Origin of the sequence: Parapedobacter composti (genome assembly GCF_900112315.1) — a bacterium.
GTDB classification, from domain to species: domain Bacteria; phylum Bacteroidota; class Bacteroidia; order Sphingobacteriales; family Sphingobacteriaceae; genus Parapedobacter; species Parapedobacter composti.
This window is the reverse complement of sequence record NZ_FOLL01000015.1, coordinates 41505-58215: the sequence shown is the minus strand read 5'-3', so window position 1 is coordinate 58215 and position 16711 is coordinate 41505. Positions and strand designations below refer to the sequence as shown.

Genomic DNA, 16711 nt, shown 5'->3' with positions numbered 1-16711 from the left:
CTTTAACGTTATTTATCGTTTGATTGGTCCTTTTCCTCCATCACCTCCTTAATCCGGTCTTCCAAAACGGCTTGGTGCCATTCGTCCACCATCTTTTGTGCAAGGTCTTTCGCATCTTTTGGGTTAGCTAATGCCGCGTTAACAAGCTTCTCCGCAAACTTGCCGTATTTAACCATAATTTCTTCCGACTCCACCTGCGCGATGACGTATTCAAATACAAACGTGTTGGCCCACCGGTTAAGTGAGTAGGGATCGCACAGGTAATCCGCTATTGACACGTTGTCAATGAAATCCTGAACGACTTGTTCGGGACTTAACTTAAAGATGTCGCACACCTGTTGAAATTCGTGCGTGATGGTGATTTTCTCCAGATTAGTCATAATCTTCATTTAAATAGGGGTTTTTAATACGCTGATAATTTTCTTCAAGCCGTTCGCGGTACATGTAAATCCGGTCCTCAAGATTACGGTAGAAAAAGTACCGGGCCCGGAACTCCTGCAGGTCCATCAGGAATATTTTGAATGCTTCCGATTCCAGATATGTTTCATCACGTATACCGCCGTAGCCCTCCATCACCCGGGTAAAAAACACCATCGCCGGGTTGTAATCCTCCTGTTTCAAGTGAACCCGTGCGCCAAGTTCTGCATAAGAGATTCGCTTCATTATGGCATTGAGCAACTCAATGGGTGTGCGTTGGTGAAGCAGCGTCATCAGCAAAAAATCCTTGCTCAGCTGTATTTTGGTTTCCTCGTCATAATAAACCACGTCCTTTATTTCCAAGCCGGCAGAAAAAGTGTCAAACAGCTTCTCGGCAAGCACTTTGCCTTTTTTCCTGCGCGTGGATTTACTGTAATTGCGGTTTGTGGCTGTTCCCACCATTTGCCTTAACAACCGGATGAATCGTTCACGCTGACTTTCGGACAGGTGCGTTGCCGGCTTAATTTCCTTTTCGCCCAATTGGCGATCTGCCTCCAGAAATGCCTTCGTTGCCATGTCAAATTCGGACGTATCACCCATATGTGCGTGGATGAAACAGCAGTGATCGACAATCAATTGTAAGAATCCGGGTACAGGTATTCCGAACAGCCCACAGGCCACTTCAAAGTCCCGCGGAACGTCCAGGTGTGCCGTTTCGATGTTCATGTTCATTATTTGTTGAATTTATCCGTAATGAAATCCAAAGCCGCCGCCAGATTCACGCCGGGATGCAACACATACCGGTAGCCGAAACTTCTGCGCTTGGTGCGTTTGAGCGGTGCTTTTCCCTTACGGCCGACCAGTTTGTCGAGTTCGGTCTTGAAATGGATGGGGTCGACCCCAACTCCAATTAAAGATTCCAGCTGCCGATAGAGTCTATGCGGCTCGATGGGCTTGTCGAAACACTGATGAACAAACATTTCGGTTATCCCGTCCTGAGCTGCTTGCTGGCGGTCCTTGACCGAATTTTCGTAACGGTACTTGCTCACTGCCGGATCCTCTTCGCATAACTGGAACAATACAATGCTTTCATAATCGCTCTTGTAACACTCCATGCGGTAAAAGATCGTGTCACCCGCTTTCCAGCTATGCATTTCATGGCGGAGCGACGGCTCCCCGTGGTGTTGGTGGCGTAGAAAATTCGTATGGCAAAAAACCCTGCATAGCTGCCCATACAGTTCAATGCTGAAATCCATCACGTCAAACCGTTCCATATTTCGGATAAAATCATCGTCCTGCCCTAAAAGGAAAGATAATTCCAATGCAGAATACCCACGGCTGAGCCGGTTCAGCATCATGCAGTAGATAAAACTGGAATACGTAAGGGAGCATTCGGCTGTGTATTTCTCCACGTTGCTGTCTTCAAACAACACACTCATGCCTCAGTCCCCTCTTTAATAGCCGTGCCCGCCTTCCCCTCCAGTTCCTTCACCGCCCCCTCGCAAAGCGTTTCGAAAAAGTGAACCATTTCCTTCGCCCGAGTTCGGTAAAACGCTTGAGATTGACCCGACAGACCGATCTCCATATTCTGCCACCATACGGCATGCGGACTCAGCATCAACCTCATTCTCGTTTTTTCAATTTCACTCGTCGGATATAAAACGTCTAAGAGTTGGCGGCCCGCTACGCCACTCCAATCAATCAACTCCGCCAGATGCACGTCAAAAGGCACAAAGCCCACGGCACACCGCAAATAGGTATTGACACCGATTTCCAATAGGTTACCCAGCAGCAACATGCAGGTGTCGAGCTTCAACGATCCGGCGTTTTGGATCAGCTCATTCAGATTACCCATGCAGGCTTTAGCATTCCGCCACGTCTGCTCTGCCCGATCATATTCGGCTTTCCAGTCCACGGAAGCCACTTCAAATGATGGTTCAAAGGTTGCCTTCCTGCGCAAGGTGCGCCCCTTGGTCCACATCGTATGGAAAAAGCGGTTGCCTTCCGCCAGGTTCTTCTGCACGGTTTTCACGTTGAGGTAAACCACCATGGCGCTGGCTTCCCCCACCTCCATGCAACGGAAGTGGAACGGCCCTTTGTTTTTCATCAGTACGACCAGGTAAAGTTCAGTTTTCGAACCTTCCCGTTCTTCCACCTGTTCTTGCTGGAACGGGCTCACTCCCGAAAAACCGCCTGTGTGATAATTCAGCATCATCACCTGCTCAGGCCGGTGCGTTTGATGGATACGATCCAGCAACGCGTTGACATCCTTTTTGTATTGCTCCGGCCATGGAAAGCCGGAAAAATCCTCGCAGATAAGCTGGGTAGAAGCCATTGGCGAAAGTGTGGCAGCATTGGGAGCCTGCCGTGCTCCGTCAGCCGCCTGCTGCGCCGCCGCGGCCTCCAGCTGCCCGCGATACGCCGTGATCCGTTCAACCATAGCGGCAACCATGCCGTCCATCACCGTCCGCGCACGCTCGCATTGCTCCAGGAGAAGGTTAAATTCGTCCAGGCTGATAGCAATCGTCTCCTGCTTCTTGGCTTGGGTATATGCTTGATCCAGCATGCGGAAAAGTTCAGCTGACGGTCCGTCACAGGGAAAAATTTCCAACAGCTGCGGCGCCACATTCCGCACGGATTTCATCAGCTGCTGAACGCTATGGGATTTACCGCCGTTCATGCCCAAAGCAGCCTGGAAGCCTTTGAGGCGGAGCTCCATGAATTGGTGTAGCATGAACGTGGCTTGGCTGTAGTCGTCTTTGGCAAGGAAGTTATCGGCCGCCTCCCGGAACTCGTCTGACTGTTTCCGGCTTTTCTTGTAGTTGAGCTGCGAGAGTTCCAATAAGCCGGTAATGGTTTTCCGGGAAAACAGCGGATTTTTTTTCGTTGATGCGGCATGTAGCTGGTGCGGTGGCAATGACGCATACGTGTAGTACAGACTCCCCTGCTTCAACTGGTTCTGCCATTCACCGGTAAGCACCATGTCAAACGGGATTTCGGTGGTATCTGACATGCAGAGGGAGACAATGGGTGCCATAGCTTTGGGGGAAAGCCCTTTAACTGGATTGACCACCAGCAGGAGCTGCTGCTTCTCCTTTTCAAGGAAAGGATATGAAAACAGAAAAATACGATCGAGATCCATACGCTGGACTAATCGGTCGACCAAAAGTTGAATATCAGTATTCATATTGTATAGATTTTCTATACAAACGTATACATAATATTTAAATTGTCAAAAATTTTGTGCATAATTTCTATACATATAGTAATTTCACCTAAACAAATGAACAGCATATATGACCAAACTGGGTGAAATTTTGGCCAAACGGTCGGTCAATAAGTCGATGGTGGCCAGACGGACGGGATTGAGCAAAGCCCGGATAAACGAACTCACGCTTAACGTGTCAACCAAATTGCGGGCGGATGAACTTTACCTGATTGCCAAAGCCATTGATATGGATCCGTGCGAGCTGCTCACACTTTTATATGGCCACTTGACGTTAGTGCCGCAGGTGGATTAAGAAAATGACCCGGTTAAATTGCTTGCTTCCTATCAAAAGTGTCGTATCGGACACTTTTGATAGGAAGCACTTAATTATTTTACTGATTAGAAATACTTCGTTTTCTTGGCAACAACAGCGTTGTCCTTTTCGGGGCATCTGAAAAGGGACATATCGAATACGAAAGCAGCTTTGAACACAGTTACCAAACCTTGCTGAAATAAAGCAGCCAGCGGCAATACCTACCGCTACGAAGTATCGGGTGCCACCGGAGCGGGATCCGCCTGGCTGACCACCCTCGCTATCGAACGCTCAACCGCAGCACAGACGGTTTGTCGACTCCTGCAGCGTATTGTCGAAAGCCGGCTACCCGCAACATCCATCCGCCTAAATTTGCTGGAAATCAGAAATCATGACCAAAGAAGCTTTAGATGCACCGAGTCTCTATATGGAAATGTTCGGGAGCCTTGCGGAAGCAAACGCCGTACAGCACCAGTACCCATTGAGCTGCGGCACGGAACACTCCTGCCCGGTTGAATTGGCGGATACTTATCCTGGACTGATGCTAACCTGCGAGACGAGGCACCCGTGGCTGAAACAGTCGACAACGTTCATCCTGGCGTATATGTTCGTTTATTTAAACGTTATGTGCAACCCCAAAAAAGAAAGAGGTTGTTATAAACAACCTCCTTCAATGTGACTTCATTATATTAATCTAATCCTAAACGAATAGCCATTTCAACGGGAGAATAGCCGACATCAGAATCTGAAATAGACAATTCGCCCCTTAACAACAAAGGTGGTTGTGCCATAAATTTAGGCGTACTTCCCTTATGTGGTTGAGCTGAATGAACCAAAAACGGATGACATAGGTAAACTGTACCTGCTTTACCAGTTGCATACACTTCTTTTCTTTTTGGCAACTCGTCCAACTTGCCTGCAAGTTCCATAAAAGAAAGACCTAAATCTCCTTCTTTACACAATAATCTTGCAACATCAATATGAGAACCTTCATATATGATTGTTGGAGCATCATTTTCGCTGACATCTGAATACAAAATCAACATTAATAATGCTCGTCCTTTTGATTTGACATTGACACGCCATTCAAAAAAATTATTCGGGTCATTTCCCGGAAAGCTTGCATCTACGTGTTTACCAGTATCGTTAGGCTGCTGATCAGATGGAAATCTGACAGGAAACGTTCCTACATTCCGACAAGGAATCCATTTGTCTTTACCTATTAATTGATTAAAAGCGTTATGTAACTTTGGAGTATTTACGGAATTAACAAAAGGTTCATTTGTGTACATTCCCAAACGAATTACAGGCTCAATCCAGGTTGAAGGATTTGACCTGTCACAAGGAAGGTCATTCCAAAGAATTTCTAAAGCAGAATCTGCGATTTCCTTGGAAAATGAATTATCAAGACGAACAAAACCGTTATAAATAAAATGCTTTATTTCCTTTTTACTTAGTATATCTGGCATAATTTACTTATTTAAAAACCAACCACATACAGCAACAAATCCTATCGACCAGTGGACTTGGTTTTAAGATTATTAATAAAATGAATAAATAATAGAAACGGACGCTTTGTATAAATAAAGCGCATTGCTTAAGAACTAAGCTTGAAGGAATATTATAGCATTACGGTCATTCTCATTGCGACAAAATTAAAAAAATCTCTAAACGAACAAAACGAAAAAGGGTATGCACATAACATTGTATAAGCATAATGCGTGATGAACGACTGAAATTGAGTATTTTGCAATCTATCAAAGTTTAGTGTGGGCGGACAGTGAATCGCTCCGAAACCCGCACTACGCTTATACTTGACCGTTGGATACGGCGCAGCGCAGGATACCATTGACCGATATCCATTATATATCGACATCCCCTTACTAGACATGCCTTTCCAACGAGATGCCGCGCGGGCCGGGGAATTGTTTGGATAGCGGCCGCTTTCCATGCAACAACAGGCGCACAACAGTGTTGATGTGATGCGTATCGCTTCGAATCCGGGTGGTCGTCCAGCCAATATTACGAGGCGTCTTTATCCACCAGTCAGAAATTTGGCCAATATACGTTTCAGTTCGGCAATATCGCCGAATTGCGGCATCAGCCGATCGAGATAATCCGCAGGCACACGCTGATAGGTTTGAACATGCTGGGCTTCGGACCAACCCTGTTTTGCCGCCTCGAATGCTGCGGGATGGCTTCGGTGCAGGTTGGTAAATGCGGCAGCCATCTGCTCCCGCTCCGGATCAGAAAACCGGCTACTCACCAACACCGGACCCAGCGGTATCTCCGGAGATTTCCAGACCAGCCGGATAGGGCGATTGGTGGTATCGCGCACAAAATCGGCATAAGCAATGCTACCGATTGCGCCAAGATCGGCTTTGCCCATGGCTACTTGCCCGGCTGCGGCCTGATGGGTGCCGCCGTATACCACCGTCTTGAATTGCTGCTCGGGGTACGCGATGCCCAAGGCAGATAGTGCCATACGCGGCACCAGGTTGCCTGAGGTGGAGCCTTCGCTGACCAACAGCAGCGAAAGTTCGGAAGCATAACGCACGATATCGGCCGAGTCAGCTATAAGACCGCCCTGCGGTGCGATGAAAATGCAGCGGTAATTGTCTCCCACGCCACCCGTGGGTGGCTGCCACACGACCAACGGCGGCATGCCTGTCGCAGCCGCGGAATCGGCCGCCAGCAGCAGGTACCCGAACGTATTGATAAATGCCAGGTCCACTTCATCCCGCTGGATGGCATCCACCAACTCGCGGACGCCGGCGTAGCTGGCCACCTTTGCGGTCTGGCCGATGGCTGCGGCGACGACATTAGCCGCCGGACGGATGTTGTTCTCCCGGCTGTTGCCGGCATATTGATAGGTTGCGACGCGCAATTGGGCGATCCCCTGCATGGGGGTTAAACACCACAACAGAAACAGTAGGTGACTAATCCGTGACATGTAACAAATCTTCAATGACATCCTTGCGGTTCCCACCGCCATAATTGGAAAACAGCACGACAGCCATCTGCCGGTCGGGAAAATAAATCAGATTGGCATCTACGCCCAGCGAGCTGCCATTCATCCCGTAACCGGAAAACGGTCCCACTTTCCACAGCTCGATACCCAAGCCATATCCGCAATCATCGCAACCAGGAGCTTCAGCAATCGTGGTCATCGCCTCCAGCGACGGCGCGCTTAGCAACCGGCCGTCAAACAGGGCTTGGCCGAAAGTGAGCAGATCTGCCGCCGTGCTGATAATGCCGGCGGCAGGATCACCGTCGCCGTCGGCCGCATCCCAACGTGTGACGTCATAGATACGGTTCCCGCTGCGATTATATCCCCGGGCGACATTGGGGTCGGCTCGCCTGGCCAGGTAGGTGTCCACAAGCCCCAAGGGCACGAATACTTGTTCCTGCAGGTTTTCAGCAAACGGCTTGTCCGTAGCGGCTTCCACCATCCACTCCAGCACCCAATATCCGGCATTGCTGTAATAAGTGCTGCTTCCGGGGGGATGTTTAAGCGGCTTGCCATAAATAAACTGCTGCAGGCGTTGCCGTGTGGTAAGATCTGCAAAATAACCCGGATTATTGATCAATCCCAGCTGGTAGTTCATGTCATCATCGGTGGGGTGTCCTAACCCGCTGGTATGGTTCAGCAACTGCCGGATGGTTATTTCATCTGCCCGGGGAAGCTGGCCGCGCAATCCGGGCAGGTGCGTAGTGATCTTGTCGTCCAGCCCGAGCAGCCCGGCCTCCGCCAGCTTTAGGACAACAGTGGCTGTAAACAGCTTGGTAACGCTACCGATCCGAAACGGTGTACAGGCATCCATCGCCGACTGATGGGCCAGGTTGCTGTATCCCGCTGCGCCTACCCAAGGGGCTTGGCCGATTTGCTTGACACCGACAATACTTCCGGGTGCTGCCGTCTGTTCTTGATATGTATGTAGCAGCTGGCTATACTGCTGATGCTGGGGATGGTTGGTGTATCGTGCCGAGCATGGGCTGTAATCCGGCAGCGGAATCTCTTCCTGCTGGCAGGACATAACCCCAAACACCGTACAAGCGACCATCCTCCATGAGTTAAACCGTCGGATATTCATTATAGGCTATTCATTTTTAAGCCGACCTGAAAAAGCTGGTGCGGCAGGATGGTGGAACTGGAATTAATGAATGGCGAATCGACATAAAATCCGTAGCTGGCATAAGGCACAAATTTCCCGAACCGATGGCCATAGCTGGCGGCGGCGGCCCCGACCCATTTTCCCTGGAATATCTTTGCGTGATAATGGCCTCCGCCGGTACGATAGACGGGGCTGGCAGGGCGGAATAGGTTATATCCCCCGCCTACGCCTAAGCTGACGACGGCGTTCCCGTGTACATACTTAGGACCAAATTGCGTGGTCAACATGTTGCTCGTGCCGAACGATCGGTTCGTTGAAAGTGCATAATCTACCGAATGGAAAAAGGCGATACGTCCCCGACTGCCATAATGATATTCTGCGCCGATTTGTATTCCGGGATTAATGCCGTACTTGAAGCCGGAAACTCCGGGCAAGGCAATCTGTTCCATGAACAGTCCGACCTTCAGCCAGACTCCCCTTTGGGACATTGCTTGACCTGAAGCCCCTGTGCCGCTGATCAAGCAAGCCAGTACAGAGGCTGTCATTACCCGGATGCAGCGGCTTATGCGGTGATATCTCATCGTATTAAATCATTCCGGTTATAACGATGCCGAGATTTGCTTACTTGTAAGGCTCCAGCGCCGCGACCAATTCGCGGTAGTCTTTTCGCGTCAGCCCCGGCCCATCGGTAATTTCCCATAGCGCACCCTGAATCAGCGTATAGATAAGCTGCCACTCGGGAGTTTCATAATCTTCGTCGAAGAGTTCCTGCGGATTGTAATGCTGGGTAAGCCGTAGCTTGGGGTAGTCTTTCAGCAAATCCAGCAGCTTGCGGATGTTCGGGTCTGTGGTGACCACGCCGGGTTCGTACATATCCTTACCGATGGGATAGTCCTGCGTGTCCCATTGCTGGTTTTCTTCCCACGGGAAGGCCATGGAATAGTTGAGGCACCCCAAGCCGAGGTACACGGTGGTGGTGTCTGCGGGCGTGCTTACGTCTGCATAGGTGGGCGGCACCTGGAGACGCACCGTGGATGTGAGGATACCGTTCTGCGTGCGTCCTTCGTGTTTGAACAGGCAAATGAGCCCTCCCGGTATCTCAACGGTCACCGTTACATTCAAGCGGTTAATAAAATTTACGTCTGCATAAAACGTGTTCAGGCTGCCGTGCAGCAGTCCGAGGTCCGGATTGAACGGCTTGTCCGGCCGGGCTACCACCTCGATGCCTTCGGGCAGCTGCCAGGGCGTCCCTGCGGGAATGCCTTCCGTATCGCCGAATCCCGGCTGGTCTTTCGATGAAGGGATGACGATATCCCAATCGTTTCCCTCTTCCAGTGGATCAGGCAAGCCTGGTCCCTCCCCTTTGCTGCACCCTGCCAGCAGCAACAGTGCCAAAAGATAATGCGGCACCCTATTCATCTTCATTAACGTAATCATGCTATTTTACAATTTGATAAATTCTACCCTTCTGTTTTGTGCGCGGCCCGCTGCGGTTTGGTTGTCAGCTACCGGCTCCACCTCGCCCTTGCCACTGGCTTCCAGCCGGGCGCCGTCTATTTGGTGCTGGGCCTGCAGCGCTTCTTTCACCGCGGCTGCTCTCCGCTCACTCAGCGCCTGGTTGGCGGCACCATCGCCCACGGCATCGGTATGGCCCACAATGTGAACACGGATATCCGGGTGCTGCGTAAGCACCGCGGCGATGGATTTGAGCACCCCGGCGGATTCAGGCTTGATGGTGGCCGAACCGGTGTCAAACAAAATGCCTGTGGTGCTGAACCTGCCCTCTTCTACCAGCTTGTGCCGGGTATCTGGCAATCCCCTGGCTATTTTGATGTTGCCGACGTATACGCCTATCTGTTCGTCTTCATACGGGCTGCTGCCCAGTTGGAAAAACAATTGGTTGAGCTGGCCGTCTTTCGGAATACCCTTGGGTACATCGTATAACTTCTCGCCATCCACCCAGAGGCGCAGCCGCTCCTTTTGCACCTGAATCGCCACGTGCGATGATTTGCCGTACCAGCTGCGGGCGACCTTGTTCTTGTTAGGCGGACTGTAAAAGTGGCGGGTATACTTCTCATAACTCTCCAGCATCAGGTTGGCGGCATCCGACAACGGCGATATTTCCAGGTAAAATGACTTGTCGCCCTTCGGGTCGGACAGCAGCTTGTTGGCGGTTGTCGACTCGGCCCCGGATGCCAACAGGCCAAATTTGAATGAGGGAGGCAGCCAGCCCTTGAAATCAATTTGCAGCACCATGTCAAACTCCACCGTAAAATCGGGCCCGAATGCCTGCTCGTTGTCCGTCAATACCACGGTGCGCTGCGCCATGCGCAGCCATTGGCCCGGCAGTCCATCCAGCGAGACCACCACCGAGCTGCCGTTGCTGTTCCATCCGGTAGGCAATTCGCCGATGGCCTCGCCGCTGAAGTCGTTGGCGTACAATACCGAGTCACCAGGCACAAAATCGTACCTGCTGAAGGCGTGGATGGCAGTCTGCTTGTTGGCAGCCGTATCCGGCCCGGGTGCAGCGGATGCGCTGTCTGTTTCGGGGGTATCTCCATCCGGCTTAGCCGTTGCCGATTTGATGGCTTTATCCATCCCTTTCGATACCGCCTTATCGGTCTCGTTCAATACTTTCTGGGTCGCGGTCTGCTCCGCTCTGTTCTTTATTTTGTTCAGGATAGACTGGGCCTGTATAGGAAGGGGCATGATGCCGAATACGATTCCTATAGCTGCGGCAATCGCCGCTGTTGTTCGTTGTAAGCACTTCATAACACAAATCATTAATGGGCGCAAAGTTACCTCTGCTGCCTTATCGCCTTTGTCCGTTTCGATGAACAGCAATATAGCGGCATGAATGCACCATAGCTTCGACGAAAGTCATGGGATTTTCTATCGCGGTTTAAAGCGGTTCATCGGCGCTATCGGCGATTCGTCGAAAGCGTTGTTCAGTAAAGACAAAAACCGGCGATACTTGCACCAAAAATTGATCATGGAACGACATAAAACATCCTTGCTCACCTTGGCCGGATACCTAACACTTGTGTTGGCTTTGTCTTGCAACAAGGATACCCCTGCGTCGGCAGACGATGAGGCGCCGCCGGTTTTCGGCGAACCGGTAACCAGGCCAAAAGGTCAACCTTCGGCCAGTGCCGCTTCAGCGATTATCGGGGCCAATGGTGGCGTTCTGCAATACGAGCAAGCTGTACGGTTGGAAATTCCGCCCGAAGCGGTGGCGCAGCCGACTACCTTTGCCATCCAGCCCATTACCAACACGCTGGACGATGGTTCTGCTGCACAAGCGTTTAGACTCATGCCGGAAGGCGTCCATTTCAAGAAACCCATCAAGGTATCTTTCCCGTATGTACCCGGCAATGGCGACAACCCGACAGTCCGCATGGTGGCTTTCCAACGGAATGACGGTATATGGTGTGGCGTGCCTACGGCACTCGATGCGCAACAGCACCTGTTGACCGTAGAAACGCACCACTTCAGCGACTGGGTGTGGTTCGATATGCTGTCGCTACGTCAGGACAAAGAAACCGCACGGGCGGGGGAAACGGTGAGCCTCAAGCTGATGGAACAGGTGCTTGGCGCATTGATGCCCGCAAGTACAATCGATAGTGTGCCATTGGCCGCGATGGACGACATCGGCTTTTCAAAAGACGTCACGGTAAGCGGCTGGCGGATTGTGTCTGGCCCCGGCACGCTGGAACCGAAACTCAACACCAATCTGTTGCTCGGCGACGCCATTTACACCGCCCCTACAACCGTCAACGAAGCAACGAACGTGGAAATCCAGGTGGAGGTGGAAAGCAGGAACGGTTACATCAGCGACCCCACCGCCCCCAACGGCCGGCGTAAGCTGGGCAAAATGATCCTCCTGACAACCATCCGCCTGATGCCCGAAAATTTCGTGCAGCTCAAGCTAAACGGTGCCGAACAAGACTTCGCCCATTTAGGCAATGCCCGCGTGGTAAACGGCACGCTGTACATCCGCACGCACAACGAGCAGATAAACCTCGCCTTGCAGTGCAACGGCGCCGGACGGGGCACCTATCCCGGTGGATTTGGAAATGGCCAGTCGCTCTTTTCGCTGACCAGATCCCAGGGACAGACCCGCCGCGACTTCGCCAATTTCTATCGCTCATGTGATACCAACAGGGAAATCTTCAACGGTACGACTGTCATCAGTACGGTGGAGGATTATGTCGAAGGGACGTTTACGGGCAACCTGTATCCGGTTGACCACCAAAGCTGTGATCTTCCGGAAGCAACGGCTGTGGAGTTTAAGTTCAAGATTAAACGTAGTGACGATTTTTAAAAAAAAGATAACCAACATGAAACAAATGAGCACGCAAATCAAATGGATATTTTTCCTGCTGATATTGAGCCTTATCATCCAGACGTTTACCAATTGCTCAAAGGCCAACGATGGGCCTGAAGGAGATGACCGTGGTACGCCACAGCCCGGCTACCTGACGGGAACGGTGAAAGACCAGGCCGGAAATCCGCTGCAAGGCGTGCATATCCTTGTAGATCACAGCATTTTTTTCAATTCGAATCTCTCGACCTATACCGATGCTGAGGGTAGGTATAAAATCAAGGTACCCAACGGTTCCTGGTATGCTTTTGCTATGCATGATGTCAGCTACCAAGGCAATACCTTTTCATTGTACCTCCACCCGGAGAATCCGGCTGGATTCGGCGCGGAAGCCGGTGTCCGCAACTTTGTATGGAAACTTTCGGGTACCATGCCACAACCGCTGTCGGGTATTTACGGAGGATGGGTGACCATTGACAACTTCCCCGGAGTGTACATAGAGGAAACGGCAATTGACTTTGTCTTTACGCCGGTAGGCCCGCTCATTGACGGCAGCGCCGGGGAAGTCATACGCCGCCGTGCGGAAGATGCACATAACATCAAGGATATTCCCATCGGTCGATACCAACTTACCGCCACTTATGAAGGGCGGCCCGTAAAATTCAGGGCTTGGAACTCGGACGCGGAATTCCGTGAAACGTACGATCTGCAGTTCAAGCCGCAAATCGCTGAACAATGCGACAACTGCGCGATGTTGGAATATTATTGGGAGCCACTATAAGATCAGCGACTTGATATGATTCAGGTAATGCTTGCCGACACTGATTTCCTGTCCGTTTTCCATGACCAAGTACAGCTTCCCGATATCCCGGTAACAAGAGTCGACACGTTCCATATTGACGATAAACGACCGATGCACGCGGATGAACAACGCAGGATCCATTTTCCGCTCGATACATCCGATACCGGAAGAACTCAGAAATTCTCCACAATCGGTATACACTACCGTGTAATCGCCCGCGGCTTTGAGGTACCGGATGTCATTCGCCGCAATTCGGCGCAGATGCCCCCCGTCTTCTACAAAAAGGTGCTTACGATAGCCTACGGAGGCGGCTGCATTGCCCGACATAACATCTACAGCCGGTTTACCTGTCACCTTTTGCAGCGCGGCATCAAGCCGCGCCGCGCCATAAGGTTTCAATAGGTAGTCTAACGCCTCATGGTCAAACGCCTGGAGGGCATGTGACTCGCAGCAACCCGTGAAAATAATCTTGGGCAAGTGATCGGCCTGCCTGATTAAATCAAACGCCCTGTCGCCCCCAAGTTGTATATCAAGAAAAAGCACATCCGGCTCAAAAGTGTTGACACAGCGGACGGTCTCATTCGGCGTGCCGCACTCGCCAACCACACGAAACCCCGGACGGCCGACGATATGCTGGCGGATTTGGCGGCGGCATGCCGGTTCCGGATCGGCAATTAAGATGGTATTCATGCTAAACTCCTTTCTGGTGATCCATAGCAGCCATCGCATCTTGCTGCAAGACAAAAGTAAACCGACTAACGTATCATGTTTATCGGGGTTCTACCGGAAAGGATTTTTACGTAGTACTACGCAACAAACAAATGGCTGTAACATTCGAAGCCACTCTCTCGTCTACACTACATAATTTGCGAAAACAACGACTAACCATGAAACAGCTTCGCTTTCTGTGCCTTTTTATTTTTGTTCATGCCAACGCCAGTGGTCAGATAGTCAAACAGGACACAGCCCAGGTAATTCAGCTTATCGAGGCGGCAAGGGACAAGCAACAACAAGGGCTGACTGATGCCGCGGAAAAGGATTTCCGGCGGGCAGGACGGTTAGCCCAAGAGCTGAAATTCGACCGAGGGCTCTTGATGTATGCCGGCCATTATTGCGTATTTCTATATAGTCAAATCCGGTACGAAGAGGCGATGACAATGGCTAAATTGCAATTGGAAGTAAGTGAACGTATGGGCGATAAGCAACGCATGGGATATGCTTACAACAACATATCCCTGCAACACCAAGCACACGGAAAGTTGCAGCAAGCCGCCGAGTCCCTGATGAAAGCACTGGAGATTTCATCGGAAATCGAAAGCCCCACCGCCCGGGATCTCTCGGATCGCCGGAAATACTACAACAACCTCAGTTCGCTGCTGCTGGATATGAACGATCTGAAGAAGGGTAAGGAATATGCCGTGAAAGCACTCGAAATCGCTGAGCAATTGCAAGACACTTTGGCTATCGGATGGAGCCTGATAAACCTACTGGTAGCCGAAGCGATGGCCGGTGAGCTGGCTGATGCGGAGAAACATGGCTTGCAACTGCTGGCCGTCGGCCAGTCGCTCGGCGACACCGAAATGGAGCTGAAAGCTTACAATAACCTCGGCGATATCTATCGCATGCAAAAACGGTATCCACTCGCGTTGGAAACCTTTAAAAAAGCCCAGCGGCTTCTGGCTAAAGCGCCTCCCGGCAACGAAGTGTATATCCTCATGGGCATTTCTTCGGTGTACAACGGCATGAAGCAGTACGGCCAAGCCAATACGCATTTCGATCGCGCACGTATGCTGGCCGAACGGGAACTAGCCAAACCTCAGCTTATTGAACTGTACCTTTCGGGCGCGGAAATCAAGGAGGCTATGGGTAACTATAAAGAAGCGCTCGCGCTTCGGAAGCAGTATGAACAAATCAACGATTCGCTGCGCAATCAGGAAACACACAATGCCATACAGGAGCTCGAAGTGAAATACCAAACTTCCGAGAAAGAGAAGGCGCTTGCCGAGCGTGACTTGCAAATCAGCAAACAGCGCGGCGAACTGGAGCGCAAGAATAAATGGGTAATTCTATCTGTCTCCCTGATTGTGCTATTGGTTTTGCTATTGGTTTTCAATCGGCTAATCAACCAACAGAAACGGAAAAATGAAATTACTGAGCAGGCAAACCGCCTGTTGGAAGCGCAGCTGCGTGGCGAAGAAAAGGAGCGGGCGCGCACCGCCCGCGAACTGCACGATGGCGTGGCCAGCATCTTATCGGCCGCCAAACTCCACATTAACGCAAAGTCAAAAGGAGATACCGAAACCGATATACTCGTGGGGCAGCTAATCGAAACCGCCGTACAGGAAATCCGCAACCTCTCCCACAATCTGGCCCCCGAGCGGGTACTTAACGACGGGTTTGAACAAGCGGTGCAGGAGTTTTGCAGGCGCGTGAACCATCCGGGTTTGCAATTGGAGTGTTATGTGGTAGGGAAACTCCCGAAACTGGACAAAGACGCTGAACTCTTGCTATACCGAACCATTCAGGAAGCGGTAACCAATATCGTGAAGCATGCTGATGCCACTGAAGCTATCGTGCAGCTCGTGGGCGACGGCCCACGGCTCTCCATCACCATTGAAGACAACGGCAGGGGATTTGAGCCAGGCGCATCAAAGGGCGCCGGCCTTGGGCTGGAAAACCTCGCCTCCAGGATACAATTGCTCAAGGGCAGCCACGAAGTACATTCCGCACCCGGAAAAGGAACCTTCATCTACATCGAAATTGAAACGGCTACCGTGATGCAACTTGTCAGTACGGGATTGGAAACGCACTTCTCCGGATAACGCTATCTTACGTGGTGATACGGATACAGCAACGCGATAATTAGTTTAAATTTGCCTAAGACTTAAGGAGATATACATGTATGATTACCATTGGAATTGTGGATGACCACTCGCTGATCATCAGTGGACTGGGCCATATGCTGAGTGATCAGCCGGATTGCCCTGTCGTATTTACCGCCAGCAACGGCAAACAGCTGATGATCGAACTGGAGCGCCAGCTGCCGGATGTCTTGTTGCTCGATATCGAATTGCCTGACAGCAACGGTATCGAATTATGTACTGCCGTCCTGGAAAAATACCCGGCCTTGCCCATTATCGCACTCACAAACCACGACGAAGTGGTTTACGTAAGAAAAATGATGCGCAGCGGCGCAAAGGGTTATTTGCTGAAAGGAACCGATAAGCAAAACCTGTTAAACGCTATCCACGCAGTATATGAAGGCCGGCAATTTCTGGATCGCCCGATAGAACAGCTTATCCTGCAGCAAGCTATCTCCGGCAAGCGCGCATCAGCTGCAATCAAACTTACCAAACGGGAGAGTGAAATCCTAACGTTGATTGCCAATGAATATTCCAACCAAGAGATCGCCGACAAACTATTCCTCAGCGTCCGCACAGTAGAATCCCATCGGCATAGCCTCAACCAGAAACTGAACATTAAAAACTCAGCAGGATTGGTCAAGGAGGCCTATCTGCGAGGTTTGATATAG

General features: G+C 51.0%; 16 protein-coding genes. 5 read left to right on the top strand and 11 right to left on the bottom strand.

The window, feature by feature from the left end:
- Window positions 1–8 precede the first annotated feature (8 nt).
- The 4 genes from BM030_RS14710 to BM030_RS14695 are packed head-to-tail and all read right to left on the bottom strand — an operon-like array spanning window position 9 to window position 3604.
- Window positions 9–389 carry a hypothetical protein gene (locus BM030_RS14710; RefSeq protein WP_139215902.1) on the bottom strand — a complete coding sequence of 127 codons (381 nt, stop codon included), beginning with the start codon at window positions 387–389 and terminating at the stop codon, window positions 9–11.
- A complete protein-coding gene (locus tag BM030_RS14705) occupies window positions 373–1149 on the bottom strand; it encodes a hypothetical protein (protein WP_079717890.1) in 777 nt (258 codons plus the stop codon). The genes BM030_RS14710 and BM030_RS14705 overlap by 17 nt, the downstream gene beginning before the upstream one ends.
- Window positions 1149–1856, bottom strand: coding sequence for a hypothetical protein (locus BM030_RS14700; RefSeq protein ID WP_090974369.1), 708 nt, complete (start codon window positions 1854–1856; stop codon window positions 1149–1151). Before BM030_RS14700 ends, BM030_RS14705 begins: the two co-directional genes overlap by 1 nt.
- On the bottom strand, window positions 1853–3604 hold the full coding sequence (locus tag BM030_RS14695; RefSeq protein WP_090974368.1) for a HEPN domain-containing protein: 1752 nt from the start codon (window positions 3602–3604) through the stop codon (window positions 1853–1855). Before BM030_RS14695 ends, BM030_RS14700 begins: the two co-directional genes overlap by 4 nt.
- A 109-nt stretch (window positions 3605–3713) precedes the next feature.
- Between BM030_RS14695 and BM030_RS14690 the strand changes: the two genes are divergently transcribed.
- The gene (locus BM030_RS14690; RefSeq protein WP_090974367.1) at window positions 3714–3938 is read left to right on the top strand and encodes a helix-turn-helix domain-containing protein; all 225 of its coding nucleotides are present in this window, start codon (window positions 3714–3716) and stop codon (window positions 3936–3938) included.
- A gap of 689 nt (window positions 3939–4627) precedes the next feature.
- Here BM030_RS14690 and BM030_RS14680 read toward each other — a convergent pair.
- The 6 genes from BM030_RS14680 to BM030_RS14655 form a co-directional block, all read right to left on the bottom strand.
- Window positions 4628–5407 carry a phytanoyl-CoA dioxygenase family protein gene (locus tag BM030_RS14680; protein ID WP_090974365.1) on the bottom strand — a complete coding sequence of 260 codons (780 nt, stop codon included), beginning with the start codon at window positions 5405–5407 and terminating at the stop codon, window positions 4628–4630.
- Between the two features lie 566 nt (window positions 5408–5973).
- Window positions 5974–6843 carry a phosphate/phosphite/phosphonate ABC transporter substrate-binding protein gene (locus BM030_RS14675; RefSeq protein ID WP_170845755.1) on the bottom strand — a complete coding sequence of 290 codons (870 nt, stop codon included), beginning with the start codon at window positions 6841–6843 and terminating at the stop codon, window positions 5974–5976.
- Between the two features lie 34 nt (window positions 6844–6877).
- Window positions 6878–8032, bottom strand: a complete 1155-nt coding sequence (locus BM030_RS14670) for a serine hydrolase domain-containing protein (protein ID WP_079717913.1) — start codon at window positions 8030–8032, stop codon at window positions 6878–6880.
- The gene (locus BM030_RS14665) at window positions 8032–8634 is read right to left on the bottom strand and encodes a hypothetical protein (protein ID WP_090974364.1); all 603 of its coding nucleotides are present in this window, start codon (window positions 8632–8634) and stop codon (window positions 8032–8034) included. Before BM030_RS14665 ends, BM030_RS14670 begins: the two co-directional genes overlap by 1 nt.
- Before the next feature lie 40 nt (window positions 8635–8674).
- Window positions 8675–9478, bottom strand: a complete 804-nt coding sequence (locus BM030_RS14660; protein ID WP_090974363.1) for a hypothetical protein — start codon at window positions 9476–9478, stop codon at window positions 8675–8677.
- A gap of 18 nt (window positions 9479–9496) precedes the next feature.
- Window positions 9497–10825: an OmpA family protein gene (locus tag BM030_RS14655; protein WP_170845754.1), complete on the bottom strand. Its 1329-nt coding sequence runs from the start codon at window positions 10823–10825 to the stop codon at window positions 9497–9499.
- An 85-nt stretch (window positions 10826–10910) separates the two neighbouring features.
- Between BM030_RS14655 and BM030_RS14650 the strand changes: the two genes are divergently transcribed.
- Window positions 10911–12377, top strand: a complete 1467-nt coding sequence (locus BM030_RS14650; RefSeq protein WP_090974361.1) for a hypothetical protein — start codon at window positions 10911–10913, stop codon at window positions 12375–12377.
- 16 nt (window positions 12378–12393) lie between these two features.
- Window positions 12394–13158: a carboxypeptidase-like regulatory domain-containing protein gene (locus BM030_RS14645; RefSeq protein WP_090974360.1), complete on the top strand. Its 765-nt coding sequence runs from the start codon at window positions 12394–12396 to the stop codon at window positions 13156–13158.
- Here BM030_RS14645 and BM030_RS14640 read toward each other — a convergent pair.
- Complete coding sequence (locus BM030_RS14640; protein WP_170845753.1) at window positions 13153–13869, bottom strand: LytR/AlgR family response regulator transcription factor; 717 nt, start codon at window positions 13867–13869, stop codon at window positions 13153–13155. The genes BM030_RS14645 and BM030_RS14640 overlap by 6 nt on opposite strands.
- Window positions 13870–14066: 197 nt before the next feature.
- On the opposite strand from BM030_RS14640, the gene BM030_RS14635 reads away from it, so the two are divergent.
- Window positions 14067–16001, top strand: coding sequence for a tetratricopeptide repeat-containing sensor histidine kinase (locus BM030_RS14635; RefSeq protein ID WP_170845752.1), 1935 nt, complete (start codon window positions 14067–14069; stop codon window positions 15999–16001).
- Window positions 16002–16081: 80 nt separating this feature from the next.
- Window positions 16082–16711 carry a response regulator gene (locus tag BM030_RS14630; protein WP_090974357.1) on the top strand — a complete coding sequence of 210 codons (630 nt, stop codon included), beginning with the start codon at window positions 16082–16084 and terminating at the stop codon, window positions 16709–16711.